The following is a 26469-nucleotide window of genomic DNA, read 5'->3' on the forward strand; positions in this document are numbered from 1 at the left end:
TCTTTTTGATTATCAGAGGGTGCTGACGGCCTGAACTTACACGAATAAAAACGTTTAAAAACGCGCGTTCAAACAAACAGGATTTATGTACAAGCAGACAGGCACGGGCCTACTTGAAAGCCGGATAGCGCTGACAGAAATACAAAAAGACAGGAGCGAATTCATTCATGAAGAGAGCATCCGCAAGGTATTCAGCGGCAGGAGTGCAGTCTTCGCGAATGAATTCGCTCCTACGGGGAAGGTTAAAATTTTTCGGGGGCTATGACGGCAAAGCTGGCCACGCACTCATGCCCTGGCAATTCACCACCGGCACGTACCAGACCGCATGTGGCCATGCCTGCCGCCTGGGCGGCATCGAGCTCTTCAACGATATCCGACAGGAACAGAATCTCTTCGGCCGGACGGCCAATCGCAGCGGTAATCGTGCGATAGGATTGCGCTTCGCGCTTGGGCCCGGAGGTGGTGTCGAAATAACCACGGAACAGCCCGGACAGATCGCCCGCCTCCGAGCAACCGAAAATCAGTTGCTGAGCCTGGATCGAACCGGAGGAATAAACGTAAAGTTCATAGCCTTCCTGATGCCAGCGTTTGAGCGCCTCGACCGCATCGGGGTAGACATGCCCCTTGAGTTGTCCCGCGTTGTAGCCCTGCTCCCAGACCATGCCTTGCAAGGCCTTGAGTGGTGTCGCCTTGCGGTCCTGGGCAATCCACTCCAGCAGAATGGCAATGACCCGCTCGACATCGGCGTCAGGTTCGTGGCTCTCAAGACGCACGGCCTGCAATTGAGCGGCGACGGCTGGCTGTTCGGCATGCTGACGAACAAAGTCAGGCAAGTGCTTTGCCGCGAACGGAAACAGCACATCGAATACAAAGCTCACTGCACTCGTGGTGCCTTCGATATCCGTAAGGATGGCTTTGATGGACATCAGGGGTGGGCTCCTGGATAAAAATGACAGACGAACTCCTACACCGTAGGAGCGAATTCATTCGCGAAAAGAATCAATCATCCAGCCGTGGAAAACGACCGGCGATATCTTCTCCCGTGAAATTCGCCACCCAGCCTTCCGGGTTGTTGAACAGGCGAATGGCAACGAAATGCGGATTTTCGCCCATGTCGAACCAGTGCCGTGTGCCGGCCGGCACCGAGATCAGGTCGTTCTTTTCACACAGCACGGCATAGACGTAATCGTCGATATGCAGGGTGAACAGGCCACGACCGGCGACGAAGAAACGCACTTCGTCTTCACCATGGCGATGCTCTTCGAGGAACTTGGCCCGCAGCTCGGCCTTTTGCGGATGATCGCTGCTGAGGCTGACCACATCGACGGTGATATAGCCATGCTCGGTCATCAGCTTGTCGATCTGAGTGCGGTAGGCACTGATCACTTCTTCCTGACTGGCGCCCGGTGTAATCGGCGCAGACGCCTGCCAGCGATCAAAGGCGACACCGTGCTCGGCCAGGGTCGAAGCGATATCTTCCGGGTGAGTCAGTACCTTGTTGGGCACATCGGGGCTGGAAACGTGATAGACGGACAGGCAGCTCATGGCAAATTCCTCGGCTGGAAACACACCCCCCGGCTTTTACAGGCCGTTCAGGCAGGGTTCCCTGATTAACGGTTAAAGGTCAACGATTCAAGACCGTGCGCATTTTCAGCTCACACTCGAACAGAAACTCGAACGCCTCGATCTGACGCAGCGCATCTTTCATCTTCGCGCCCCAGGTATACAGGCCATGCCCGCGAATCAGATAGCCGGCGCAGTCAGGATGAGCATCCAGCCAAGGCTGCACTTTCGACGCCAGACGGGCAATATCCTGATCGTTATCGAAAATCGGCACCACGACCCGGGACTCATGGGTGACCACGCCATTGAAAGCCTTTTGCAACTCGTAATCTTCAAACACCAGATGATCGGCGTCGGTCAGACGAGACAGCACGGTCGCATTGACCGAGTGCGTGTGCAGTACAGCCCCCACTTCCGGCTTGCAGCTGTAAAGCTGGGTATGCAGAAGGGTTTCGGCGGAAGGTTTCTTGCCCGGTTCCAGGCTGTTGCCGGCAAGGTCGGTGGCCAGCACATCGTCGATGCCCAGTTGCCCCTTGTGCTTGCCTGAAACCGTCAGCAGCGCTTCGGTCGCGGACAGGCGTACGGAATAGTTGCTGCTGGTGGCAGGCGACCAGCCCCGCCCATACAGGAATCGCCCGGCTTCGATGATTTCCAGGCTGAGTTGTTCGCGGGTCATATCCCCTCCTCTTTCTTGGGTGTAGCAATCATGACGGCTGCGACGAATGCCGCAAGGCTGGCGATGGCGAAGGTCCAGAACGGCCCGAGCACATTCCAGCTGTAGCCGGAGTACAACGCCCCCAGGGCACCGCCCACACCGGACAAGGCGGAATATAACGCCTGCCCCTGCCCTTGCTGGCGCGAACCGAAGCTACGTTGCACGAAATGGATGGCAGCCGCGTGAAAGCTGCCGAAGGTCGCCGCGTGCATGAGCTGGATCGCCAGCAGCGCCAGAAGGTGTTCGGCAAAACTGCCCAGCAGCAACCAGCGCAGCGATGCCAGCAGGAAACTGGCCATCAATACCTGGCGCACGGAGAAGCGTTGCAGGATCCGGCTCATGCCCATGAACATCAGGATTTCAGCCACGACGCCGAGTGCCCACAGCACGCCGATCACTCCGCGGCTGTAGCCCAACTGCTCCAGATGCAGGGTCAGAAAGGTGTAATACGGCCCGTGGCTGAGTTGCATCAGGGCCACACAGGCATAGAAGACCAACACAGCGGGACGGGTCAGTTGCCTGAGAAAACCGCCGGAATCGTGTGCCAGGGTCGAAACCACCGGCTGTGCATTGGGCACCCACCAGCTGCTGATCAGGATGCCGACCAGAATGACCAGCAACACCTGAGGAAACCAGTCCATGCTGAACCACTCGAACACCGCCCCCAGCATCACCACCGCCAGAATGAAACCGATGGAGCCCCACAGCCGGACCTGACTGTAGCGCGCGGGCTGTTCGCGCAGGTGCGCCAGGGTGATGACCTCGAACTGCGGCAGGATGGCGTGCCAGAAGAACGAATACAGCGCCATGACCATCGCCAGCCAGACATAGCTCTTGTCCAGCAGGATCAGGGAGAAGGTCAACAGGGCGCAGACGGCACCAAAACGCACGATCGACAAACGCCGGCCCGTGTGGTCCCCCAGCCAGCCCCACAGATTGGGCGCGATGCAGCGCATCAGCATCGGGATGGCCACCAGCTCGCCAATCCGCGCACTGGAGAACCCCAGGTGATGGAAATACAGGGCCAGAAAGGGCGCGATCGAACCCAGCATGGCGAAGTAGAAGATGTAGAAGCTGGACAGTCGCCAGTAAGGCAACTGCCCGGCAGGCAGTGGCGCCACGTCAGTCATCCATAACCGGAGCGCCGCCGCTCATTACAGCTGACCCAATACAGGCGTATTGACGCTTACGTCGGCGTTCTGCCCACGGTGACGCAACAGATGATCCAGCAGCACGATCGCCATCATGGCCTCGGCAATCGGTGTGGCGCGAATGCCGACACACGGGTCATGACGGCCCTTGGTGATGACCTCAACCGGATTGCCATCGACATCGATCGAGCGGCCCGGTGTGGTGATGCTGGACGTCGGCTTGAGTGCCAGATGCGCCACGATCGGCTGCCCGGACGAAATGCCGCCCAGAATGCCGCCCGACTGATTGGACAGGAAACCTTCCGGCGTCAGTTCATCGCGATGTTCGGTACCGCGCTGGGCAACGCACTCGAAACCGGCGCCGATCTCGACGCCCTTGACCGCGTTGATGCTCATCAGCGCATGGGCCAGGTCGGCATCCAGACGGTCGAAGATCGGCTCGCCCAGACCCGGCTTCACGCCCTCGGCCACGACGGTGATCCTTGCGCCCACCGAGTCCTGGTCGCGGCGAAGCTGGTCCATGTAGGCTTCCAGCTCTGGCACCTTGTCCGGGTCCGGGCAGAAGAAGGCGTTTTCTTCGACCGAATCCCAGGTCTTGAACGGAATCTGGATCGGGCCCAGCTGACTCATGTAGCCACGAATGACAATGCCCTGGGTCGCCAGGTACTTCTTGGCGATAGCGCCTGCCGCCACCCGCATGGCCGTTTCGCGTGCCGAACTGCGGCCACCACCGCGGTAGTCGCGGATACCGTACTTGTGGTGGTAGGTGTAATCGGCGTGAGCCGGGCGGAACAGGTCCTTGATCGCAGAGTAGTCCTTGGACTTCTGGTCGGTATTGCGGATCAGCAGGCCGATGGACGCGCCCGTGGTCTTGCCCTCGAACACACCCGACAGGATCTCGACCTCGTCGGCCTCCTGACGCTGGGTGGTGTGGCGGCTGGTGCCGGGCTTGCGGCGATCCAGGTCACGTTGCAGGTCTTCCAGAGACAGCTCGAACCCCGGTGGACAGCCATCGACGATAGCGACCAGCGCCGGGCCGTGGCTTTCGCCGGCGGTGGTGACAGTGAACAGCTTGCCGAAAGTGTTGCCGGACATGCGGGCGCTCCGAAAAATCAGATCAAATGAATCAAGCGCGCCAGTATACGCAGGCTGGCCGCACAGTTCATCCTCGAACCTTATGCAACCGCACGCGTCAAAGCGAAACCTGAACCAATGATGGCATTACGATGCGACCTGGCATTTCCCCGATTCGAGCCGTGAACGCCCTGCGTTTAATGCTTCTGGCCCTGTGCATGCTGACGGGTATGGCCCATGCCGCGCCTTCTGGCATTGTGCAGCGGCCGATCAGCGTAGACACCGGCAGTGGCACGTTGTCTGGCACCCTTCTGCTTCCCAGATCCGAGAAACCTGTGCCCGTGGTGCTGATCATTGCAGGCTCGGGCCCGACCGACCGTGATGGCAACAACCCCGAAGGTGGCCGAAACGACAGCATGAAACGCCTGGCCATCCTCCTGGCCAAACACAATATCGCCAGTGTCCGCTACGACAAGCGCGGCGTCGCTGCCAGCAAGGCCGCGACGCCGGATGAGCGCAACCTGAGCATTGAGGCCTATGTGGCCGATGTCCAGGCCTGGGCCTTGAAACTCAAGGCCAATCCTCGCCTTGGACCGCTGATTCTGCTGGGGCATAGCGAAGGCGCACTGGTTGCCTCGCTGGCCGCCGAGAAAGCCGGTGCCCGCGCCGTGATTTCCGTGGCGGGAACCGGTCGCCCGGTGGACCAGGTCTTGCGGGAGCAGTTTCGGGAACGCCTGCCAGCGGAACTGCTGCAACGCAGCAATCAGTTGCTCGATGAGCTGAAGGCCGGCAAGACCGACGACAAGGTACCGGCAGAACTTGAGGTCGTGTTCCGGCCCAGCGTCCAGCCCTACCTGATTTCGTTGTTTCGCCAGGACCCGGCCGCCGCGTTCGGTCGATTGAAGATGCCCGCCCTGATCATTCAGGGCCGCAACGACATTCAGGTCGGCGTGGATGATGCGCTGAGCCTGCAAAAAGCCAGGCCCGATGCCGAACTGGCGCTGATCGATGGCATGAATCACGTCCTTCGTATCGTGCCCGGTGATCTGGAAGCCCAGTTGAACTCGTACAAGAATCCGACATTACCGCTGGCAAGCGAACTTTCGGAGCGCATCCTGCACTTCATCGGTGCGTTACCGCCTGCATGAACGAAAGATTTGACGCCAGTAAAACCGACAGCCCTTTAGAGTTGGGAATTCCGGCCGATAGGGGGTTTGCTGGCATTGTGTTTGCTGCACAAGGCCATGGACAGGATCACCGTTAATGACTGACACACATACCATGACCGAAAAAGTCGAAGCCCCCGCCAAGACCGAAGTCGAGGCTGCGCCACCCCAGCCCTGGGAAGACGTGGTGCCCGAAAGCTTCCAGATGCTTCGCCTTTCTCCATTGCCAACCGACCGCGCCACTGGCGGTCGGCCGCTGCGTTTCGTGCAGTTTGGCCGGGCCGAGCGCCACAGCAAGGAATTGAGCCTGCTGCGTATCAATATCCAGCTGCCGGGTCAGCGGGTGCGCAAGGAGCAGAACAATCTGGATGTCTGGGTCGATCATCAGAAGCACATGGTGCGATTCGGCCCGGAGTCAGGCTTGCAGATCGAACCCTGGAACCGTGGCCTGGGCCGCTTCCTGATCGCCCACGCGGTGCATTGGGCTCAGAAGAAATGGTCGTCCTACAAGATTGAAGGCGTGCCACTGGCCAGCAAGGACGGTCTGAACGAAGACACTCGCCTGCGTCGCGATCACTTCCTGCGAACCCTGGGCTTTGAAGTCGTCTACGCCGATGCACAGCACATGAAAGGCAGCATCAAGGACGTTCACGTCGGCAATCTGCACAGCACCTGGAACAACGACAAGGTGCAGATCATCGAGATTCTCGAAGCTTCGCACATGCTGGAGAAGGCCGAGCAGAATCTGGCCGAGCAGGAAGTCGTGATTCGCGCCCATGAAGACCGGGTCAACAAGTACAAGCGCGAAGACAGCGGCTTGCGCTTCACCATCGCCTGTCTGGTGACCTTTGCCGTGTTCCAGGCCGGACTGCTGATCTGGATTGCCACCCACCGCTGAGCCTTACAAGAACATCTGTAGGAGCGAATTCATTCGCGAGAGGCCGTGAAGCTGAAAAAAATTTATCAACTTCAATGACGTCTCGCGAATGAATTCGCTCCTACCGTTTGCTAGATCCTGGAATCGAACAGCGCCTGATGCTCACGGCACTGCTCGGCAGTGAGCATGAACACGCCATGGCCGCCACGCTGGAAGTCCAGCCAGGCGAAGTCGACTTCCGGATACAGCGCCTGAACATGCACCTGGCTGTTGCCCACTTCGACGATCAACAAGCCTTTTTCGGTCAGGTGATCGGCCGCCTGGCTCAGCATGCGGCGCACCAGATTCAGGCCATCGCTGCCGCAGGCCAGCGCCAGTTCAGGCTCGTGCTGGAACTCGACGGGCATATCGGCGAAATCTTCGGCATCGACATAAGGCGGATTGGAAACGATCAGATCGAAACGCTGGCCCGGCAAGGCATCGAAGCCGTCGCCCTGCACGGTGTAGACACGCTCTTCCAGACCATGACGCTCGATATTCTGATTGGCAACCTCAAGGGCATCGAACGACAGATCGGCCAATACCACTTCGGCCTCGGGGAATTCGTCGGCACAGGCAATGCCGATGCAGCCCGAACCGGTGCACAGGTCCAGAATCCGCGCAGGCTCGGTGGCCAGCCAGGGTGCAAAACGGTCTTCGATCAGCTCGGCAATGGGTGAGCGCGGGATCAGGACACGGTCGTCGACAATGAACGACATGCCACAAAACCAGGCCTCCCCCAGCAGATAAGGGGTAGGCACGCGCTCATCGATACGGCGCTTGATCAGACGCTGCAATTCAGCGATTTCATCGACTTCCAGGCGGCAGTCCAGATAGCTGTCCGCGATTTCCCAGGGCAAGTGCAAGGCACCGAGTACCAGTTGTCGTGCCTCGTCCCAGGCATTGTCAGTGCCGTGCCCGAAAAAGACATCTTCCTCGTGAAACCGACTGACAGCCCAGCGGATATGGTCTCGCACGGAGAGCAAACGGGAAGTGATCATGAACAGGCTCCTGGGAAAACAATCTGGCAGGCCCGAAGTGTCCACCATTAACCGCCCTTCATCAAGGCAAACAGCCACCAGCCACTGCGACAAACTGCCCTGCAGCCCAGCAAAACCGGGGCCTGCAATTGTTCCGATTCACAGAAGCGCTCAGCCAGAGGAGAATGTCACAAAAGCCCCACCCGAAGGAGCCCTCTGAATGCCCTCTTTAAAGACCATGTTTCAACTCAGTGGCCGTGTCCATGCACAGGCCAGTCTGAGCAATGCCACGCTGATCATCATCGACGCTCAGAAGGAGTACCTCAGCGGTCCTCTGGCCCTGACAGGCATTCATGAAGCACTGGACAACATCGGTCAACTGGTGGCGAAGGCCCGTGCGGTCAAATGCCCTATCGTGCACGTGCGTCACCTCGGCACCGTGGGCGGTCTGTTCGATCCGCAAGGCGAACGGGGTCAACTGGTTCCCGAGCTGGTGCCTCAGGGAGACGAACACCTGGTCGAAAAACGCCTGCCCAATGCCTTCAACGGCACCGGCCTGCATGAGCTGCTGCAAAGCCTCGGGCATCTGGACCTGATCATCTGCGGTTTCATGAGCCATTCGAGCATCAGCACCACAGTCCGCGCGACCAAGGACTACGGCTATCGCTGCACCCTGGTCGACGATGCCTGCGCCACCCGCAACCTGCCCGGACCCAACGGTGTCGTCAGCGCACATGATGTGCACCGCACGGAAATGGCAATCATGGCGGATAACTTCGCGACACTGGCACTGACCAAGGACCTGATCTAGGTTCTGTACGAAAAGTTTTGAGACGAAGGTCAGGCAAGGCGAAAACGGTCGAGGAAGCGGAGTTTACGGGTTGTAAATGAGCATTCCGAGACCGTTTTCAACGCAGCATCACCGAGTATCAAGACATTTCGTACAAAACCTAGAGAGGCACCTGCGTAGTTGTGTACCCTCTCGCGCAACCGCCCATCCCTTTAATTTCTCTTTCCCCATCGAAACCGGGAACAACGCCCGGCTGTTCAGGTCAGAGCGCCGATAGCCCTCGAGGAAATCGGAATGAAAATATCTGACGGTTTCGATGCCCGCCGCCTGCGCCCCAAGGGGCCTGGCCATTGGGGCACACGTTTCGCGACAGCGATAGCCACTGTGCTGGTGACGACCGGTGTCTTGTTGATCATGGCCGGTGCCTCCGGCCTGATCGGGCATCCTGATGCCCTGGGCGATCTGGATGCCACGCCGACAGGTGCTGCCGTGATCGCCGCCCTAGGAATGTCCGTGCTGTACATCGGTATCAGGCTATGGCGGCGCTGCCGTCGGCACCGACGTCAGGCGAACGGATTGAGCCTGTCTGCACACCTGATGAAAAAACACGACTGACCATCCCGTCCGGCAGGGTTAAACTGGCCCTCTTCGCGGAGGCCCCATGCAAGACGACGATTTTTCCCTGTTCAGAAACGAGACGCGCGGCGTCAAACCCCTCAAGCACGAACACGCTGATGTCGGTAAACCGAAGACCGACCGCAAACTGCTGGCCAGATTGCGTCAGTCGGCAACGGTGCGCACCGACACGGTCACGGTGGACGGTCTATCGGATCAATTCGTGATCGACGTCGGCCCTGAAGACGTATTGAACTGGGCACGCGACGGTGTCCAGGAAGGCCAGATGCGCAAGCTCAAACTGGGCCAGATCAGCTTCGAGGGCAGCCTGGACCTGCACGGCATGAGTGTCGAAGTCGCCCGGGAAACCCTCTGGGAGTTCCTCGCCGAAGCCACGAAGCTGGAAATTCGCTGTGTGCGGGTCACGCACGGCAAGGCAGTGCGCCTGGACGGCAAGCGTCCGATGATCAAGAGCCACGTCAACACCTGGCTTCGCCAGCATGCTCAGGTATTGGGGTTCTGCTCGTGTCAGGCAAAACACGGGGGGGCGGGAGCGGTTTACGTGATGCTCAAGCGCACCATGATGGAAGGTCGCGACGAATGACGGAATCGGGCAGCCGCAAGGCTGCCCGACCAATGTCCTCAGCGCGGGCCGCCACCGGGGCCGAAGCCTTCAGGGCCGCCTGGACCACCGGGACCGCCACCGCCTTGATGATGCCCGCCACCGCCACCACCATGCCCGCCGCCAGGCCCCGGCCAGAACGGCCAGCAGCCGGAAACCGAAGACAGAACGACGACGAACATCGCTATTTTTGCTACTCGACTCAACATCCGGATTTACTCTCTCATGACGCCGTGATTGACGACTGATACCTGAGACAGCAGATAACGGCATAAGTGGGTAGCATTCGGGTAGCCAACAGGTAACAAACAGGATACAAGCAGATTTCCATATGCCGATTTGTGCAGCTGCCATACACCTGCATGCGCACGTAAGTTACTATGTGCGACTTGGCGACGGCCCTGCCCTCGCGTTTATCTAAACCCACACGGAAACACAGCCCTGTGACACTGGAACAGAATTACACCGCCATATTGGGTCAACTGGGCGAAGACGTTTCGCGCGAAGGTCTGCTGGACACGCCAAAGCGTGCAGCCAAAGCCATGAAGTACCTGTGCCGCGGTTATGAGCAGACCCTTGAAGAAGTGACCAACGGCGCGCTGTTCAGCTCCGATGCGAGTGAAATGGTGATGGTCAAGGACATCGAGTTGTACTCGCTGTGCGAACACCACCTGCTGCCGTTCATCGGCAAGGCTCACGTGGCCTACATCCCCAATGGCAAGGTGCTGGGCCTGTCGAAAGTCGCACGTATCGTCGACATGTTCGCCCGTCGCCTGCAGATCCAGGAAAACCTGAGCCGCCAGATCGCCGAAGCGATCCAGCAGGTTACCGGCGCCCTGGGCGTTGCGGTGGTCATCGAAGCCCAGCACATGTGCATGATGATGCGCGGTGTGGAAAAGCAGAACTCCTCGATGATCACTTCGGTGATGCTGGGCGAGTTCCGCGAGAACTCAGCGACCCGCAGCGAGTTTCTCAGCCTTATCAAATAAGGCACCTGGCCTGCGTCACAGGGTTTGCCCGTGACGCCGGTCCTGTACGACAAGAGGTATGACCGTGTTCATGAAAGCCCTGCGGGTTGGCCTCGGCCAGCTTGTGATACTCGTTGATTTCATCACCCGCCCGAGCAGGAAAAAGCGTGATCCACAGGCTCAGGCTGCCGTCGATCAATCGGCTCGCGACCTGACGCTGTATCAGTTCCACGCCTGCCCGTTCTGCGTGAAGACTCGCCGCACCCTGCGCCGCCTCAATGTTCCAGTCGCCCTGCGCGACGCGAAGAACAACGAGAACGACCGTCAGACGCTGCTCAATGAAGGCGGCAAGATCAAGGTTCCCTGCCTGCGTATCCAGGAAGGCGACAAGGTCACCTGGATGTATGAATCCGGGACCATCATCGATTACCTGAACCAGCGTTTCAGCGCTGTCTGATCCCAAGGGTCGCCCGCCTCAACGCGGGCAACCCTCCTCGCGACATTCCGCATACGCTTTCAACTGTTCGACCCGCACGCGGGTATGAGCAGCCAGGCACTGCGCCTGCGACAAGGGCCAGATGGAGCCTGAATCCTCGGCCTTGCCCACCTGATACAGACAATCGGCATCACGAAAGGCAATCCATGCGCGCTGCGCATCCTTGAGCGCCTGCTTTCGGGCAGGGGTTTTCAGCCAGTTCATCTGCGCCTTGTACTGCCGGTTCAGCTCGGCATCGAGAGCGGCCAGATCCTTGCCCGCACATTGATTCATACTGGCCTGATTGGCGTTGCAATCCTCTGCCTGCGCCGAACACCCCACGCCCAGGGCCATGACAGCCGCCAGGATCGCTATCGCCTCTCTCATGGGTTTTCTCCTCTTTGCAACTCAGCCGTGCCTGTCAGCCGGTCAGTCCAGCATGCCCACATAGCCAGGCTGCTCCTTGACCCGATCCAGCCACGCCAGAATGGCCGGGTATGGGGTCAGATCAAAACCGCCCTGATGCGCGACATGGGTATAGGCGTACAGGGCAATATCCGCGATGGAGAAGCTGTCGCCCACCAGAAACGGCGTGCGCTTGAGCTGCTGCTCCATGACCGCCAGCGCCCGATACCCTGATTTCTGCAAACCACGGTATTCCTGCAAACGCTCTTCGGGCAAGCCCAGGTAGAACTGGATAAAACGCGCTACCGCCAGTGCTGGCTCATGGCTGTATTGCTCGAAGAATTGCCACTGCAACACTTGTGTACGCAGACGTGGCTCGGTCGGCAGGTAGGTACTGCCGTCGGCCAGGAAATTGAGAATCGCATTGGATTCCCACAGGCAGGTACCGTCGCTGAGTTCAAGCACCGGAACCTTGCCATTGGGGTTCTTTTCCAGGAACGCCGGGGTCTGGGTTTCACCCTTGAGAATATCCACGGGAATCCACTGGTACTCGCACCCCAGGAGGTTGAGCATCAGCTTGACCTTGTAACAGTTGCCCGAGTTGTAATCGCCATAAACCTTGTACATTGCCCTGCTCCCCCGTGAAATCCCTTGTACTGAATCGAATCAGGCTGCCTTGGCCATCTGTGCCTTGCGTATCACGGCAGCCAGACGTTTTACGCCCTCATTGAGCCGTGCCGGATCGATATGACTGAAATTCAGCCGTAAATATCCGTGATTGGCGTCGGGGTCCGCAAAGAAAGGCTCACCCGGCATGAAAGTAACGTCCTGCGCCAGAGCGGCATCGAGCAAGGTCCTGGTGTCCATTTTCTGCTTGAGCGTCAGCCAGAAGAACAATCCACCCTGCGGGCTGTTCCATTCCGCCAGATCACTGAAATGCGCCTGCAAGGCCAGCTCGAAGGCATCGCGTCGCTCCCGGTAGAAATCACGCAGTGCCCCGAGATGCTCACGATAGTGTTCGCTGCCGATCCACTGCAAGGCCTGCCACTGGCCGATCCGGTTGGTGTGCAGGTCTGCGGACTGTTTCAGGCGCAACAAGTGCGGAAACAGGTCCGGGCTGGCAATCAGATAACCGACACGCAGCCCCGGCAGCAAGGTCTTGGAAACAGTTCCGGTATAGATCCAGCTGGCCTTTTCGAGACGGGCCACGATCGGCTTCGCACGTCCGCCGTCAAAGGTCAGCTCGCGGTAAGGTTCATCTTCGATCAGCGTCACGCCGAACTCATCGAGCAAGGCCGCCACCGCATCGCGACTGGCTTCGCTGTAACGCACCGCGGACGGGTTCTGAAAGGTTGGAATCAGGTAGGCGAACGCAGGCTTATGCTGCTCCAGACGCTGACGCAAGGCCATCAGGTCCGGGCCTTCGGCCTGCAAGGGCACGGTCAGGCAATCGGCACCGAACAGCTGGAAGATTTGCAGGGCCGCCAGATAGGTCGGCGCTTCCAGCAGGACCTCAGTACCTTTATCGATATACAGCTTGGCCGCCAGATCCAGGGTCTGCTGCGAACCGCTGACCACCAGAACCTGGCTGGCCTGGCATGGGATCCCCAGCGCACGGGCTTCGGCAGCCAGCGCTTCACGCAATGCCGGCTCACCTTCGCTCATGCCGTACTGGCCGAGCGTCAACGGCATCTCGGCCCATTCCACCTTCGGCAACATGGACTCGGCCGGCAGGCCACCGGCAAAGGACATCACTTCCGGCCGTTGAGCCGCTGCCAGGATTTCGCGAATCAGTGAACTTTTCAGGCGGGAAACACGTTCAGAAAAAGCCATGGCAACTACCTGTAGCCGAGTCAGAGGGAAATACGTCAAACTTGTTGACTCAAATTACGACGCAAACCCCGGATACGTCAACATGCTTGACCTTAAAAATCCTGCCAATCAGCAAATTGCCATGGAAGCCTTCTTTTTCGGCTATCAGGCCTTTACCGCCAAGGCCGACGAAATGCTGGCCCGGCGCGGGTTCAGTCGCGTGCATCAGCGCATTGTGTTCTTTATCGCCCGCTACCCCGGCCTGAGCGTGAAGGAGCTGCTGACTGTCCTGGGTGTCAGCAAGCAGGCGCTGAACGTGCCGCTACGGCAATTGATCGCCATGGAACTGGTACACAGCACAGCTCCAGACACCGACAAGCGCAAACGGCTGTTGGGATTGAGCGAGGAAGGCATCAAGTTCGAGCAGGCGCTGCGCCGGGAACAGGTCAAGCTCTTGCAACGCGTCTTCTCCGACGCAGGTCAGGCAGCAGTGGACGGTTGGCTGACGGTCAACCAGGCCTTGGGCCTGACCTTGCAGTCCGGTGCCAGACCCGGCGGCCCGGACGCCGACACTCACGATAAAAAAGACTGACACTGCCAAGGAAAGCCAGCATGAACGAGACTCTCAAAGCGCCATTACGCCCCCTGGCAGACTCCTCGCCTTCAGCCGTGGTCGCTGGCTTCATCGCCATGATGACAGGCTGCACCAGCTCGCTGGTACTGATGCTTCAGGCCGGACAGGCAGCCGGCCTCAGCAATGGCCAGATATCGTCCTGGCTCCTGTCCGTGTTCATCGGAATGGCCATATGCAGCATCGGCCTGTCATTACGTTATCGCGCACCGGTCAGCGTGGCCTGGTCGACACCCGGCGCGGCCTTGCTGATCACCACGCTGGGGGACGTGAAATACCCGGAGGCCATCGGTGCCTTTATCACCTGCTCGATCCTGGTCATCGTCTGTGGCATGACCGGCAGTTTCGAGCGTCTGGTCAAACGCTTGCCAGCCTCACTGGCGGCCGCCTTGCTGGCCGGCATTCTGTTCAAGATCGGCAGCGATATTTTCATTGCCGTCCAGCATCGAACCGGCCTGGTACTGGGCATGTTCTTTACCTACCTGCTGGTCAAGCGCGTCTCGCCGCGCTACTCGGTATTGGCGGCCCTGCTGGTCGGCATAGCCATTGCCGGTGTTCTGGGGCTGTTGAACTTCAAGGGCCTGGCGCTGGAAGTGGCGATGCCCGTCTGGACGACGCCCACGTTTTCGCTGGCCTCGACCATCAGTATCGGCATTCCGTTGTTCGTGGTCGCCATGACCTCGCAGAACATGCCGGGCATCGCCGTGCTGCGTGCCGATGGCTATTACCACACACCGTCCTCTCCCTTGATTACAGCCACGGGCATTACCTCGTTGCTGGCCGCGCCCTTTGGTTGCCACGGACTCAACCTGGCGGCAATCAGCGCCGCCATCTGCACCAGCCCCAATGCCCATGAAGACAAGAACAAGCGCTACACGGCCGCCGTCTGGTGCGGGATCTTCTATGGAATTGCCGGGGTTTTCGGTGCAACGCTGGCCGCCCTGTTCGCCGCGTTCCCCAAGGAACTGGTGCTGTCGATTGCCGCGCTGGCCCTGTTCGGCTCACTCATCAACGGCCTGACAGTGGCCATGAGCGAACCCAAGGAGCGCGAAGCAGCGTTGATCACCTTCATGGTCACGGCGTCGGGACTGACCCTGTTTTCCATTGGCTCGGCATTGTGGGGCATTGTCGCCGGAGTGCTGACCCTGTTGATTCTCAATGTGCGCAAGGGTGGGTGAGGCAACCTGTCAAAGCCTGAAATGCCCCACCATCCCTTTTAGCTCCACTCCCAGAGAAGCCAGCTCGAGACTTGAGGTGGCGTTGCCTTGCATGGCCAGTGCCGACTGATCGGCACTGGCACGAATGCTGGTCACACTGCGATTGATCTCCTCAGCCACAGAACTCTGCTGCTCGGCAGCGGCAGCGATCTGCTGATTCATTTGCTGGATCGTCGATACCGCTGCTGCGATACCGACCAGCGCACTCTCGGCCTGCCGGGCATCGCTGACCGCCAGCCTGACCAGCTCGCCACTGCTCTGAATCTGTGCCACCGATGCCTGCGCCCCGTTTTGCAGACTGAGCACCAGATTTTCGATTTCCTGAGTGGACTGCTGTGTACGTCGGGCCAGAGCGCGAACCTCATCGGCCACCACCGCAAAGCCCCTGCCCTGCTCACCAGCCCTAGCGGCCTCGATAGCCGCATTGAGCGCCAGCAGGTTGGTCTGTTCGGCAACGCTCTTGATCACGCTCAACACCTGGCCGATATTCTGGATTTCTTCGCTCAGGTGCTGGATACCATCGCTCGCCGACTCAGATGAGCTGGCCAGTTGCTCAATGCGTCGCATACTCTGGCGCACAACATGCTGACCGCTGCCGACGGTGTCATCAGCCGTTTGCGCAGCCAGTGCGGCTTCTTCTGCATTACGGGCAACGTCATGGACAGTGGCCGTCATCTGATTCATGGCAGTAGCGACCTGCTCGGTTTCCTCCTTCTGAGTGCTGACTTCCAGATTGGTCTGCTCCGTAACCGCCGACAAGGAGTGCGCCGAACTCGCCAGTTGCTCAATGCCGGCCTGCAAGCCGCTGACGATGTTGCTCAGCCCTTCGCTCATCTGTTGCATGGCCAGCATCAGTTGACCGATTTCATCACGCCTTCTGACTTGTACACCACCACTCAGATCGCCGGCCGCAATGCGTTGCGCCAGACCGATCACACTGCGCAAAGGCCCGACAATCAAGCGAGTGATCAGCCATGAAGCAATGAACCCGACCAGCAAGGCCACGACCGAGGCCCCGACAATCTGTAGCGTATTGTTCGCAAGCTGGGTCTGCATGGACTGGTCTTGCGCGGCATAGGTCTGCCTGACCTGCTCCATCACTTCTCGGGCGTTGTTCGCCAACTGGCTGGAAACCTGGGCTTCCCGAGCCAGAAGGTCTGTGTATTCCTGAAGTTTTTCGGTGAAGCCGACAATGTGCGTGCTGACCTCCCCCAGAACCGTCATGTAACCCTCATCCGTTATCCGGGACTTGAGCTCTTCCGCCAGCGCCCGTGCCTGATCGGCCTGTTCAATGGTGCCAGTCTTCAGCGCATCGCCCGAGCCGGTCCGACGGCTCTTGTCCAAGCGTACACGAGCTTCTTCCATCGCCTGCTGCATCAGCTTTGATACCTGGCTAATGCCATTGGCCTGTTCGATGAATTCGCTCCCCTGCTGTCCTTGAGAATCCTTCAGCGTCCAGGCCCCGTCATCGGCCAGCCCCGACTGCAGGACATCGAGATTGTTGGACACGCTGGAGACTGACCAGCTGGCCATTTCCAGCGCCAGGTCCTTGCTTTGACTGATATCGACAAACTCATCGAAAGAGCGGCGATAGGCATCCAGCGCCTGCTGGACTCGGGACAACACCGCCTCGTTGCCAGGCGAGTACGTTCGCAGCGACTGCGCCAATGCATTCAGGTCATCGATGCGGGCATGCACCTGCTCGACAACCTTTGGATCGCTGTGCAGGGCATATTCCTGCTCCAGCAAGCGCACTCGCAACAGCCCGCTGTTAAGGGAAGACATTTGCTTCAGGCCATCGAAGTGCTGACTGATAGAGTTCAATGACCAGACACCGATGACGGCTACCACGGCCGTCAGCAGCAACACCAGCGCAAACCCCAAGCCCAGTTTTTTCGCCATACCGAGATTGGCGAATCGTCCTTGTATGGCCAAGATCATGTGTTCAATCCCCGTTCGGTTCATTCGCCTGAATGACTCACATGACGAGGCCATCCAATATTCATGCAAATTCGCAACGGGATGAATCAAACGCAAGCCTGCCCCGGCCAGATAATGGCAAAGAGCTATGCAGACGTCGCTTTCAGAATGGTCAGTCTTCCCTGTGCCTGACGGACATGGCACTCATCACGGCCGATATCGCGCCATGACAGGAAGCCGTGCATCACAAATGGGCAGCGGCAGACACCCACAACGTTCCAGCGTCGGCATCCAGTATCGCTTCAGTTCCCAGAGGGACAGCCTGATTGACGTCACCATGCCCGACCGGCAAGCCACCCAGTAGCGGGATGCCCAACCCGCCGAGACGCTCCAGCAACACGTGGGCTGGGCTGATCGAACCACCGGTATTGGCGGGCACACTGAACTCGCCCACCGCCACACCGGCCAGACGCTGGAGAATCCCGCAGTTGCCCAGATGCGTCAGCATCCGGTCGACCCGATAAGCCGCCTCTCCCACGTCCTCGATCAACAGGATCGCCCCCGTCAGATCCGGCATGAAGGGCGTACCAATGCAAGTACTGAGCAGGCTCAGGTTGCCACCGAGCAGGACACCCTGAGCACGGCCCTGCGTCTTTACACTGGCCGTCGGAGCCGTCGGGTCGGCCTTGAGCAATACCGGTTCGGTGCCCATCAGCACCTGATGCATACCGCTGACAAACAGCCCTCCACGCTCCAGTTGCGTCGCCACCGGACCATGAATGCTCGCCAGCCGCGCATGGGTCCATAGCGCACCATGCAGTGCCGTGATATCGGAAAACCCTGTCACCAGTTTCGGGTCGCGTCGAACCGCCTCGAAATCCAGCTGCGAGAGGATACGCTGCATGCCGTACCCTCCCCGGTTGCAGATCACGGCACGGATTTCCGGATCGGCAAGCGCACGGTTGAGATCCCCAAGACGATGCTCGTCAGTGCCGGCATAGAAAGAGTGCTTGTCCAGTGCATGGGGATAGACCCGCGGCCGCAGCCCCCACCCCTTGAGCACGTCCACGGCAGCCTCGATCTTCGACGCCACCACCGGGCCGGCCGGTGAAACCAGGGCCACGGCGTCACCGGCTTTCAGTACTCGCGGATAAAGGGTCGGCAAACTCGTAGGGGACATTCAGGCCATCCAGATTTTCAATGAATCGGCAATGTAGAGCACGAAGGCAGGCGACTCAAGTCACAGACACCTTGGGTAACGAGTGGCCAAAGGCATCATCCTGCTGGATGGAGACGCATTCGCCGGGCACCCGTTGCTTGCCTGAGGCAACATCAACGGCTTCAATCAGGGTTTCGCCTTCACATTAGAGGACCTGTCATGACCACCCTTTCCAATCGCCAGTTTCTGCTCGCCAAACGACCTGTAGGTCAGCCTGGCCGAAAGGACTTCACGTATCAGGAAGTACCGGTTGCAGACGTGGCAGAAGGGCAGATTCTGGTGCGTAACCAATACCTGTCCCTGGACCCGGCCATGCGTGGCTGGATGAATGAAGGCAAATCCTACATTCCACCTGTCGAGCTGGGGCATGTCATGCGCGCCCTGGGAGTGGGCGAGGTGATCGCCTCGAAGAACCCGCAGTTCGCTGTTGGCGATCATGTGCAAGGTTCGGTGGGCGTTCAGGATTACTTTCTCGGCGAGCCAAAAGGCTTCTATAAGGTTGATCCAGAGCTGGCTCCCCTGCCCCGTTATCTGTCGGCGCTGGGCATGACCGGCATGACAGCCTACTTCGCCCTGCTGGATGTCGGCGCGCCGAAAAGTGGCGACACCGTGGTGATTTCCGGGGCAGCCGGTGCCGTGGGCAGCGTGGCCGGGCAGATTGCAAAACTCAAGGGCTGCCGGGTCATCGGCATTGCTGGCGGGCAGGAAAAATGCCGCTCCCTGACCGAAGAGCTGGGCTTCGACGGGGTGATCGACTACAAGAACGAAGATGTGCTGGCCGGCCTGAAGCGCGAATGCCCCAAAGGCGTGGACGTGTATTTCGATAACGTCGGTGGCGACATTCTCGATGCCGTGCTCAGCCGTCTGGCACCAAGAGCCCGGGTGGTGGTCTGCGGCGCCATCAGCCAGTACAACAACACCGCACCGATCAAGGGGCCGAGCAACTACCTGTCGCTGCTGGTCAACCGTGCCCGCATGGAAGGTTTCGTGGTGCTGGACTACGCCGCGCGCTTTGCCGAAGCAGGCCAGGAAATGGCAGGCTGGATTGCCGAAGGCAAACTCAAGAGCCGCGAAGATGTGATCGACGGGCTGGAAACCTTTCCTGAAACCCTGCTCAAGCTGTTCAATGGCGAGAACTTCGGCAAGCTGGTGCTGAAGGTCTGAGCCCCTTCGCGAATGAATTCGCTCCTACGGTAGGAGCGAATTCATTCGCGAACAAGGGGATTACGCCAGCTCTGCAACAACGGCCGCCAGGGCCTTGGCCGGATCGGCAGCCTGACTGATCGGGCGGCCGATGACGAGGTAATCGGAACCGGCGTCCAGTGCCTGACGCGGGGTCAGGATGCGGCGCTGGTCGTCCTGGGCACTGCCGGCCGGGCGAATGCCGGGCGTGACCAGTTGCAGGGACGGGTGAGCTGCCTTGAGTGCCTGAGCTTCCAGGGCCGAGCAGACCAGACCGTCCATGCCGGCCTTTTCCGCCAGCGCAGCCAGACGCAATACCTGCACTTGAGGGTCGATGTCCAGACCGATTCCAGCCAGGTCTTCACGCTCCATACTGGTCAGCACGGTGACACCGATCAGCAACGGCTGCGGACCGCTGCGCTTGTCCAGCACCTCACGGCAGGCCGACATCATGCGCAGACCACCGGAGCAATGGACGTTGACCATCCAGACACCCATCTCCGCAGCAGCCTTGACGGCCATGGCGGTGGTATTGGGGATGTCATGGAATTTGAGATCCAGAAACACCTCGAAGCCCTTCTTGCACAGGGTTTCGACAATGTCCGATGCGCAACTGGTGAACAGCTCCTTGCCGACCTTGACCCGGCAAAGCTTCGGATCGAGTTGGTCGGCCAACCGTAAGGCGGCGTCACGGGTCGGAAAATCCAGGGCGACGATGACAGGAGTCTGGCAGGCGGACATGAGCGTGTTCTCAGGTAAGTCGAAATCGGCGCGCATTGTATCTGAACCTTTCAGCGGGCGGGACCCGGTGATCGGCATTTGCCCGACGACTTTGTCGCATGAAGCTCTGGATCAAGGCTCTCGGCGCACTTGCAGAGATCAGCGGCATATTTTTACGCACCAAACCCGGACAAAAGCAGGCATCAGTTGCAAGGGGCGATCTATAAACGACCTCATTTGAAGCAATACGACGGCGATTCATGCACTGGCACGGAGCCTGCAACAAAATGTTTCGATGATTTTCGGACCCTCAGGGAGAAACACATGAGTAATCAACTCAAGCCAACGTTAGGCACACTGCACTTATGGGGGATCGCGGTCGGGCTTGTGATCTCCGGCGAATACTTCGGCTGGAGCTACGGCTGGGGCGTGGCAGGGACACTCGGATTTCTGGTCACGGCCCTGATGGTCGCGGCGATGTACACCTGCTTCATCTTCAGCTTCACCGAACTGACCACTGCAATCCCGCACGCAGGTGGACCGTTTGCCTACAGCCGTCGCGCATTCGGGGAAAAAGGCGGCCTGATCGCCGGCATGGCGACACTGATCGAGTTCGTCTTTGCCCCTCCGGCCATTGCCCTGGCCATCGGCGCCTATCTGAACGTGCAGTTTCCGAACCTGGACCCCAAGCATGCGGCGGTCGGCGCCTATATCGTCTTCATGACCCTCAATATCCTGGGCGTGAAACTGGCCGCGACCTTTGAACTGGTCGTCTGCATTCTGGCCGTGGCCGAACTGCTGGTCTTCATGGGCGTTGTGGCCCCGGCATTCAGCTTCAGCAACTTTGCACTGCATGGCTGGGCAGGTGCCGAAACCTTCGGTCCGGGCGCGATTGCCGGTATCTTCGCCGCCATTCCGTTCGCGATCTGGTTCTTCCTGGCCATCGAAGGGGCCGCCATGGCGGCCGAAGAAGCCAAGGACCCCAAGCGCACCATTCCAAAAGCCTACGTCAGCGGCATCCTGACGCTGGTCGTGCTGGCCATAGGCGTCATGCTGTTTGCCGGTGGCGTGGGCGACTGGCGCACCCTGTCCAACATCAACGACCCGTTGCCACAGGCCATGAAAGCCGTGGTCGGTGAAAGCTCCGGCTGGCTGCACATGCTGGTGTGGATCGGCCTGTTCGGTCTGGTTGCCAGTTTCCACGGCATCATCCTGGGCTACTCGCGGCAATTCTTCGCACTGGCCCGTGCCGGCTACCTGCCGGCTTCGCTGGCCAAGCTCTCGCGCTTCCAGACACCTCATCGGGCCATCATTGCTGGCGGCCTGATCGGTATCGCCGCCATCTACAGCGACGGCCTGATCAACCTGAGCGGCATGACCCTGACCGCCGCCATGATCACCATGGCCGTGTTCGGCGCCATCGTGATGTACATCATGAGCATGCTCAGCCTGTTCAAGCTGCGCAAGACCGAACCCCTGCTGGAGCGCAGTTTCCGCGCCCCCGGCTACCCGATCGTTCCGGGAATCGCCCTGGCCCTGGCCATCGTGTGTCTGGTGGCAATGACCTGGTTCAACCTGCTGATCGGTTTCATCTTCCTCTGCTTCATGGCTGTCGGCTTCATCTACTTCAGCCTGACCGCACAATCGCGCGCGGACGCCCCTGCCGACGCGATGCTGACCGGCCTGTAACACTCGAAGGCCGCGTAAAACCGTCAAGGTTTCGCGCGGCCTCACCAGGGCGCATACACTTGAACCATTGAGCAGCCCTCTTGCTCAAACCGGTATGACAACAAGGAGAGCGCTATGCCCTGGTACGCCTGGTTAATTCTGATCGTTGCAATTGGTTCCATCGTCGGTGGCCTGCTGCTGTTGCGTGACACCGCACAGAAACTGCCATTGACCGAAGAACAGCTCAAACGCATCCATGAACGCAATGCCGAGATGGATGCCAAGGAAGCGAAAGACCGCTGATCCTGCATGGGGCGGTACGCTCATGGCACCGCCCGCGGTTCACTTAACGCCTTTCTTGTTACCTGCCTTCTCGGCAGGCGCGCTGGCGTATGGCGGGACGGGTAATACGGCTATGTGCAGAGGCTCGAAGATCTTTGCGAATTGCCCGTTATCCCGCAATTGCTGCAACAGCCGGTCGAACTGTCGTGCACCGATGCTGCCGCCCGGGCGCAGCAATGCGTATTGGCGGTAAAGCTGATCCACTTTCTCGGAAACCAGAAACTGCTCGGCCTCACTCGGGTTATGCGCCATGAAATCGACCAGATAGGAGCGCGTGACCGGTGCGATATCCACACGCCCCCGTATCACCATCAACAGATTGCTGTCATGGGAATAGGTCAGCGTGGCGTTGAAGTGTTCGTTCAGGTATTTCGGGTCCGCATTGAAATTGGCGAACCCATAGTGATAGCCGCTGAACAAGGCCAGGCGTTTGTCCGACAGATCGTTGAAGTAACCCTGCCCACGCCCCTCGAGCCGTCGTGCCACGAAGACTTCGGCATCTTCCAGCCCCATGTCCACCTTGTCATAAGCCACATTGCCCCACCCCCAGTCGGGGTTCTCGAAGATGGCGACGTCGAAACGGCCTTGTGCGAAATCACGAAAGCGGCGCTGCACGGAAGTGGGCACCACCACGAACTCATAGTCGCGCTGACTGGCATTCAGGGCTTCGATAAGCCTGGGCAACAGGCCGGTGTCATTGCCCTTTTCGGGGCGAATCATATAGGGCGGGAAATGCACGGCCGCAACCCGTACGGTTTGAGCCGCCTGCACCTGCCAGCTCAGTAACAGCGACGCGATCAGCATCGCTCCCCTGCGCACCAACACATCCGTTATCACTGTGTGCGTCTTCATGAAAAGGCATCGGTAAAAACACTACAAGCTATGCGGTTTCAAAGGTTTAAACAACACCCAAATCCACGATTCGACGCTTGCATGAACATCCGCAGAGACAACAGGGGAAAGACGCGGTCACATAAGCCATAACCACGGTTCGCTTCGAGTCCTGACGGGCCAGAAGCAAACCTTATCGAGCATTGCCAGGTGAATATGGCTACTCTGAACTCACTAAAACTGTTGGATGGGAGCTTCATGATGCCGCATTGGCTGGTGATCGACCTGGAGGCTACCACCGAAGAAGGCGGATGGCCGGTCGCAGAAATGGAAATCATCGAGATCGGTGCAACCCTTGTGAATCAGGATGGACGGGAACTGGATCATTTCGAGCGTTTCGTACGCCCCGCACGTCGTCCCTTGCTGACGCACTTTTGCCGGGAACTGACGCATATCAGCCAGAGCAATATCGACAGCGCCGCCCCGCTGACCAGTGTATGGCCGCAATTCGAGCGCTGGCTGGGCCATCATCGGGCACGTATTGTCGGCTGGGCCAGCTGGGGCGATTACGACCGCAGGCAACTGGAAGAGGAATGGCGCCAGCATGACCTGGACAGTTCTCTGAGCAGCATGCCCTACGTCAACCTGAAACAGCGCTTCGCCGAGGCCCGTCAGTTGCAACGCCCGCCCGGTCTCAACAGCGCACTGCAACTGGCCGGCATGCAATTCAGCGGTCAGCAGCACCGCGCCCTGGTCGATGCACGCAACACCGCCCGGCTCCTGCCGTTGATTCTTCCCAATTGAATATCCGGATTGCCAAGTGACGAGGTTTCAGACCTTGGGCATACTGTCCGACCCTTTTTAGCCCTTTCATCAAGGAATCGCGCATGTTCAAGGTTAACGAATACTTCGACGGCACCGTCAAATCCATCGCTTTCAGCCAGACGGAAGGTCAGGCCACCATCGGCGTGATGGCAGCTGGCGAATATGAGTTCGGGACCGCGCAACGCGAAATCATGCACGTGGTTTCCGGCGAACTGGTCGTCAAACTGCCGGACAGCACGGAATGGGAAACCTTCAGCACCGGCAGCCAGTTCAATGTTCCGGCCAACAGCAAGTTCCAGCTCAAGGTCAGTGTGGATACGGCGTATCTGTGCGAATACCGTTAAGGGCGCATGGCTTCAAGGCTGCGTGCCAGGCACGCAGCCTGTCCGGATTCAGACGACTTCTTCCATCGACTGATTGAACTGCAGCGCGGCCAGACGCGCATACAGCGGGTTACTGGCAATCAGTTGCTGGTGTGTTCCCACTGCAACCAGACGTCCTTGGTCGATCACCGCAATACGGTCAGCATTCTGCACCGTGGCCAGTCGGTGAGCGATGACCAGCGTCGTACGGCCGACCATCAGGTCAGGCAACGCCTGCTGAATCAAATGCTCGCTTTGCGCATCCAGCGCACTGGTCGCTTCGTCCAGCAACAGGATGGGCGCATCCACCAGCAAGGCCCTGGCAATGGCCAGACGCTGACGCTGCCCGCCGGAAAGCCCCAGACCGCCATCCCCAAGATGAGTCTTGTAGCCGTCAGCCATCTGCATGATGAACTCATGAGCGTGCGCAATACGCGCAGCAGCCTCCACCTGTTCAAAGGTGGCCTCTGAATTACCGTAACGGATGTTGTCCTCGACACTGCCGAAAAACAGCGCCGGGGTCTGCGAGACAAGGGCGAAATTGCGGCGCAAATCCATAGGGTCGAGCTGAAGGATCGGGGCACCCTCGATCAGGATGCGCCCCTGCTGCGGGTCGTAGAAACGCAGCAACAGATCGAACAACGTTGACTTGCCAGCCCCGGACGGCCCTACCAGCGCAATGGTTTCTCCGGCAGCGATGTTCAGGGTCAGGTCATCGACTGCATTGTGCCCAGGCCGCGACGGGTAGGAAAAACTCACATTTTCCAGCGTCAGTCGCCCGCTGACTCTCGGTGGCAGGCGCAGCAGGTTACTGGCTGGAGCCGTGATTTCACTGCGGATCTGCAACAGTTCACTGATACGCTCGGCAGCACCGACACCACGTTGCAACTCGCTGATCACCTCGCTCAACGATCCCAGGGCCGTCCCCACCAGAAGGGCGTAGAACACGAAGGCTGCCAGTTCACCGCTGGTGATGGTGCCGCTGATCACGTCCATGCCACCGACCCACAGGATCACGCCCACATCACCCAGCACCAGCGAAATGACCACGGTCACCAGCCACGAGCGTTGCAGAATATATTTGCGCGCAGTGCGGAAGGCCTTCTCGACCGTCCGGGAGAAATGCTCTCTGTCCTGCTCCTGGTGGTTATAAGCCTGCACCGTCTTGATTTGCCTCAGAGCCTCGGCGACATAGCTGCCGACATCGGCAACACGATCCTGACTCTCACGGGACAGGCGACGTACGCGACGGCCAAAGATCAGAATCGGTGCAATCACCAACGGCAGAGAGAGCACAACGATGCTCGTCAGCTTCGGGTTGGTGATGAACAACAGAATGACGCCGCCAATCACCATCAGGGAGTTGCGCAGGAACACCGAAAGGCAAGAACCCACCACCGACTGCAACAACGCGGTGTCGGCGGTCAGCCGGGACTGAATCTCCGAGCTGCGGTTATTTTCATAGAAGGCCGGGTGCAGATTGACCAGGTGCTCGAACACGCGATTGCGCAAGTCCGCCACGACTCGCTCACCGATCCACGACACCAGATAGAAACGGGCAAAGGTGCCGACCGACAGGCCTATCGTCACCAGCATGAAAAGACCGATTGATCGTTCAAGCAATTCGGCAGACCGGGTCATGAACCCCTGATCAACGATCATCTTGATCCCCTGCCCCATGAAGAGCATCAGGCTTGCCGTGACAATCAGCGCCAACAAGGCTCCCAACGCATGCCAACGATAAGGCGCAATGAAACTGCAGGCCAGGCGGATGGAAGGCCTCTGAAAGATAGAAAACACCGACGACATGACAATAAACCTACCTGGCGGGCATAAACATTGGGGCGCAAATCCTACACATTTATGGCTCACGACGCTGCGAATAAATTTCACGACATACTGTCGCGCTCCTGCCAGAACCCGCAAAACTCAAGCGTTATGACCTGTTCAGACCCCGTCTAGAAAAGATCGGTCTAAGGACGTACTGGCAGTTTTATATCATTTCTGTTGGACTGGAGAGGCACGTCAAGACCGGCCGATGTCACTACACGGTCATTGAACGCCGTTAGTTTAGGTGCAACACCTGATCAAGGAGATAGGCTATGAACGCGCAAGAAAGCAGCAATCAAGTCCAGGTTGTTCGAGCGACCCCCAACCTGCCTGTAGGGGGCGCCATACTCGACAAGGATGGACACGAAGTCCTGATCACCGAAGAAATGGTGCAAGCCGCCTGCCAGGAATGCGAAAAATTCTGGGTGACTCCAGCCAGGAAAGATTGAGTGGCAACCCTCTTTTCAAAA

General features: G+C 59.0%; 30 protein-coding genes and 1 pseudogene. 15 read left to right on the plus strand and 16 right to left on the minus strand.

Annotated features, from left to right (window positions below):
- Positions 1-242 precede the first annotated feature (242 nt).
- From mtnC to aroC, 5 genes are all read right to left on the minus strand, one after another.
- On the minus strand, positions 243-926 hold the full coding sequence (gene mtnC, locus ACIPY9_RS21285) for an acireductone synthase (RefSeq protein ID WP_400706074.1): 684 nt from the start codon (positions 924-926) through the stop codon (positions 243-245).
- A gap of 73 nt (positions 927-999) precedes the next feature.
- Positions 1000-1545 (minus strand): 1,2-dihydroxy-3-keto-5-methylthiopentene dioxygenase, encoded by a 546-nt coding sequence (locus tag ACIPY9_RS21290; protein ID WP_400706077.1) that lies wholly within the window; start codon positions 1543-1545, stop codon positions 1000-1002.
- A 79-nt stretch (positions 1546-1624) separates the two neighbouring features.
- A complete protein-coding gene (locus ACIPY9_RS21295; RefSeq protein WP_400706080.1) occupies positions 1625-2239 on the minus strand; it encodes a methylthioribulose 1-phosphate dehydratase in 615 nt (204 codons plus the stop codon).
- A complete protein-coding gene (locus tag ACIPY9_RS21300) occupies positions 2236-3399 on the minus strand; it encodes an MFS transporter (RefSeq protein ID WP_400706083.1) in 1164 nt (387 codons plus the stop codon). Before ACIPY9_RS21300 ends, ACIPY9_RS21295 begins: the two co-directional genes overlap by 4 nt.
- Before the next feature lie 33 nt (positions 3400-3432).
- Complete coding sequence (aroC, locus tag ACIPY9_RS21305) at positions 3433-4524, minus strand: chorismate synthase (RefSeq protein WP_400706086.1); 1092 nt, start codon at positions 4522-4524, stop codon at positions 3433-3435.
- 131 nt (positions 4525-4655) lie between these two features.
- Here aroC and ACIPY9_RS21310 point away from each other — a divergent pair, with 131 nt between their 5' ends.
- Positions 4656-5651, plus strand: a complete 996-nt coding sequence (locus ACIPY9_RS21310) for an alpha/beta hydrolase (protein ID WP_400706089.1) — start codon at positions 4656-4658, stop codon at positions 5649-5651.
- Positions 5652-5766: 115 nt separating this feature from the next.
- Positions 5767-6567 (plus strand): hypothetical protein, encoded by an 801-nt coding sequence (locus ACIPY9_RS21315; protein WP_400706092.1) that lies wholly within the window; start codon positions 5767-5769, stop codon positions 6565-6567.
- 110 nt (positions 6568-6677) lie between these two features.
- On the opposite strand, the gene prmB is transcribed toward ACIPY9_RS21315, so the two are convergent.
- Complete coding sequence (gene prmB / locus ACIPY9_RS21320) at positions 6678-7586, minus strand: 50S ribosomal protein L3 N(5)-glutamine methyltransferase (protein WP_400706095.1); 909 nt, start codon at positions 7584-7586, stop codon at positions 6678-6680.
- Positions 7587-7785: 199 nt separating this feature from the next.
- Here prmB and ACIPY9_RS21325 point away from each other — a divergent pair, with 199 nt between their 5' ends.
- From ACIPY9_RS21325 to ACIPY9_RS21335, 3 genes are all read left to right on the plus strand, one after another.
- Complete coding sequence (locus ACIPY9_RS21325) at positions 7786-8376, plus strand: cysteine hydrolase family protein (RefSeq protein WP_400706098.1); 591 nt, start codon at positions 7786-7788, stop codon at positions 8374-8376.
- Between the two features lie 273 nt (positions 8377-8649).
- Complete coding sequence (locus ACIPY9_RS21330) at positions 8650-8970, plus strand: hypothetical protein (RefSeq protein WP_400706101.1); 321 nt, start codon at positions 8650-8652, stop codon at positions 8968-8970.
- A 46-nt stretch (positions 8971-9016) separates the two neighbouring features.
- Positions 9017-9574, plus strand: a complete 558-nt coding sequence (locus ACIPY9_RS21335; RefSeq protein WP_400706104.1) for a Smr/MutS family protein — start codon at positions 9017-9019, stop codon at positions 9572-9574.
- 38 nt (positions 9575-9612) lie between these two features.
- Here ACIPY9_RS21335 and ACIPY9_RS21340 read toward each other — a convergent pair whose 3' ends face one another.
- Positions 9613-9774, minus strand: a complete 162-nt coding sequence (locus ACIPY9_RS21340) for a hypothetical protein (RefSeq protein ID WP_400706107.1) — start codon at positions 9772-9774, stop codon at positions 9613-9615.
- Between the two features lie 261 nt (positions 9775-10035).
- Between ACIPY9_RS21340 and folE the strand changes: the two genes are divergently transcribed.
- Together folE and ACIPY9_RS21350 are read left to right on the plus strand one after the other, a co-directional pair.
- Positions 10036-10581: a GTP cyclohydrolase I FolE gene (gene folE, locus ACIPY9_RS21345; RefSeq protein ID WP_400706110.1), complete on the plus strand. Its 546-nt coding sequence runs from the start codon at positions 10036-10038 to the stop codon at positions 10579-10581.
- Positions 10582-10639: 58 nt separating this feature from the next.
- Positions 10640-11017 carry a glutaredoxin family protein gene (locus ACIPY9_RS21350; protein WP_400706113.1) on the plus strand — a complete coding sequence of 126 codons (378 nt, stop codon included), beginning with the start codon at positions 10640-10642 and terminating at the stop codon, positions 11015-11017.
- A gap of 18 nt (positions 11018-11035) precedes the next feature.
- Here the strand turns inward: ACIPY9_RS21350 and ACIPY9_RS21355 are convergent, their stop codons facing one another.
- The 3 genes from ACIPY9_RS21355 to ACIPY9_RS21365 are packed head-to-tail and all read right to left on the minus strand — an operon-like array spanning position 11036 to position 13273.
- Entirely contained in the window at positions 11036-11422 is a 387-nt protein-coding gene (locus tag ACIPY9_RS21355; RefSeq protein ID WP_400706116.1) for a lysozyme inhibitor LprI family protein, read from the minus strand.
- Between the two features lie 42 nt (positions 11423-11464).
- Complete coding sequence (locus tag ACIPY9_RS21360) at positions 11465-12067, minus strand: glutathione S-transferase family protein (RefSeq protein WP_400706119.1); 603 nt, start codon at positions 12065-12067, stop codon at positions 11465-11467.
- Positions 12068-12106: 39 nt separating this feature from the next.
- Positions 12107-13273, minus strand: a complete 1167-nt coding sequence (locus tag ACIPY9_RS21365; protein ID WP_400706122.1) for a PLP-dependent aminotransferase family protein — start codon at positions 13271-13273, stop codon at positions 12107-12109.
- 82 nt (positions 13274-13355) lie between these two features.
- Between ACIPY9_RS21365 and ACIPY9_RS21370 the strand changes: the two genes are divergently transcribed.
- Positions 13356-13844, plus strand: coding sequence for a MarR family winged helix-turn-helix transcriptional regulator (locus tag ACIPY9_RS21370; protein ID WP_400706125.1), 489 nt, complete (start codon positions 13356-13358; stop codon positions 13842-13844).
- Between the two features lie 20 nt (positions 13845-13864).
- Complete coding sequence (locus ACIPY9_RS21375) at positions 13865-15061, plus strand: benzoate/H(+) symporter BenE family transporter (RefSeq protein WP_400706128.1); 1197 nt, start codon at positions 13865-13867, stop codon at positions 15059-15061.
- Between the two features lie 9 nt (positions 15062-15070).
- Here the strand turns inward: ACIPY9_RS21375 and ACIPY9_RS21380 are convergent, their stop codons facing one another.
- The 3 genes and pseudogenes from ACIPY9_RS21380 to ACIPY9_RS21390 all read right to left on the minus strand — a co-directional run bounded on the left by ACIPY9_RS21380 (position 15071) and on the right by ACIPY9_RS21390 (position 18200).
- The gene (locus ACIPY9_RS21380) at positions 15071-15952 is read right to left on the minus strand and encodes a methyl-accepting chemotaxis protein (RefSeq protein WP_400706200.1); all 882 of its coding nucleotides are present in this window, start codon (positions 15950-15952) and stop codon (positions 15071-15073) included.
- A pseudogene (locus ACIPY9_RS21385) lies at positions 15929-17095 on the minus strand (HAMP domain-containing protein); the annotation flags it as partial. The gene ACIPY9_RS21380 and the pseudogene ACIPY9_RS21385, both read right to left, overlap by 24 nt.
- Before the next feature lie 169 nt (positions 17096-17264).
- Positions 17265-18200, minus strand: coding sequence for an LD-carboxypeptidase (locus tag ACIPY9_RS21390; RefSeq protein ID WP_400706131.1), 936 nt, complete (start codon positions 18198-18200; stop codon positions 17265-17267).
- A gap of 198 nt (positions 18201-18398) precedes the next feature.
- On the opposite strand from ACIPY9_RS21390, the gene ACIPY9_RS21395 reads away from it, so the two are divergent.
- On the plus strand, positions 18399-19403 hold the full coding sequence (locus ACIPY9_RS21395) for an NADP-dependent oxidoreductase (RefSeq protein ID WP_400706134.1): 1005 nt from the start codon (positions 18399-18401) through the stop codon (positions 19401-19403).
- Between the two features lie 60 nt (positions 19404-19463).
- Here ACIPY9_RS21395 and pyrF read toward each other — a convergent pair whose 3' ends face one another.
- The gene (pyrF, locus tag ACIPY9_RS21400; protein WP_400706137.1) at positions 19464-20162 is read right to left on the minus strand and encodes an orotidine-5'-phosphate decarboxylase; all 699 of its coding nucleotides are present in this window, start codon (positions 20160-20162) and stop codon (positions 19464-19466) included.
- A 303-nt stretch (positions 20163-20465) separates the two neighbouring features.
- Here pyrF and eat point away from each other — a divergent pair, with 303 nt between their 5' ends.
- Positions 20466-21830: an ethanolamine permease gene (eat, locus tag ACIPY9_RS21405; RefSeq protein WP_400706140.1), complete on the plus strand. Its 1365-nt coding sequence runs from the start codon at positions 20466-20468 to the stop codon at positions 21828-21830.
- Positions 21831-21944: 114 nt separating this feature from the next.
- The gene (locus ACIPY9_RS21410) at positions 21945-22112 is read left to right on the plus strand and encodes a DUF2897 family protein (protein WP_400706143.1); all 168 of its coding nucleotides are present in this window, start codon (positions 21945-21947) and stop codon (positions 22110-22112) included.
- 39 nt (positions 22113-22151) lie between these two features.
- On the opposite strand, the gene ACIPY9_RS21415 is transcribed toward ACIPY9_RS21410, so the two are convergent.
- Positions 22152-22955, minus strand: coding sequence for a substrate-binding periplasmic protein (locus ACIPY9_RS21415; protein WP_400706203.1), 804 nt, complete (start codon positions 22953-22955; stop codon positions 22152-22154).
- Positions 22956-23243: 288 nt separating this feature from the next.
- On the opposite strand from ACIPY9_RS21415, the gene ACIPY9_RS21420 reads away from it, so the two are divergent.
- Both ACIPY9_RS21420 and ACIPY9_RS21425 read left to right on the plus strand, forming a co-directional pair.
- Complete coding sequence (locus ACIPY9_RS21420; protein ID WP_400706206.1) at positions 23244-23786, plus strand: exonuclease domain-containing protein; 543 nt, start codon at positions 23244-23246, stop codon at positions 23784-23786.
- Positions 23787-23869: 83 nt separating this feature from the next.
- Positions 23870-24151 (plus strand): pyrimidine/purine nucleoside phosphorylase, encoded by a 282-nt coding sequence (locus ACIPY9_RS21425; protein WP_400706146.1) that lies wholly within the window; start codon positions 23870-23872, stop codon positions 24149-24151.
- 48 nt (positions 24152-24199) lie between these two features.
- Here ACIPY9_RS21425 and ACIPY9_RS21430 read toward each other — a convergent pair whose 3' ends face one another.
- A complete protein-coding gene (locus tag ACIPY9_RS21430) occupies positions 24200-25978 on the minus strand; it encodes an ABC transporter transmembrane domain-containing protein (protein WP_400706149.1) in 1779 nt (592 codons plus the stop codon).
- A 293-nt stretch (positions 25979-26271) separates the two neighbouring features.
- Here ACIPY9_RS21430 and ACIPY9_RS21435 point away from each other — a divergent pair, with 293 nt between their 5' ends.
- The gene (locus ACIPY9_RS21435) at positions 26272-26448 is read left to right on the plus strand and encodes a PA1571 family protein (RefSeq protein WP_400706152.1); all 177 of its coding nucleotides are present in this window, start codon (positions 26272-26274) and stop codon (positions 26446-26448) included.
- The last annotated feature ends 21 nt before the right edge of the window (positions 26449-26469 follow it).

The organism is Pseudomonas sp. NPDC089734, assembly GCF_044748865.1.
Taxonomy (GTDB): Bacteria; Pseudomonadota; Gammaproteobacteria; order Pseudomonadales; family Pseudomonadaceae; genus Aquipseudomonas.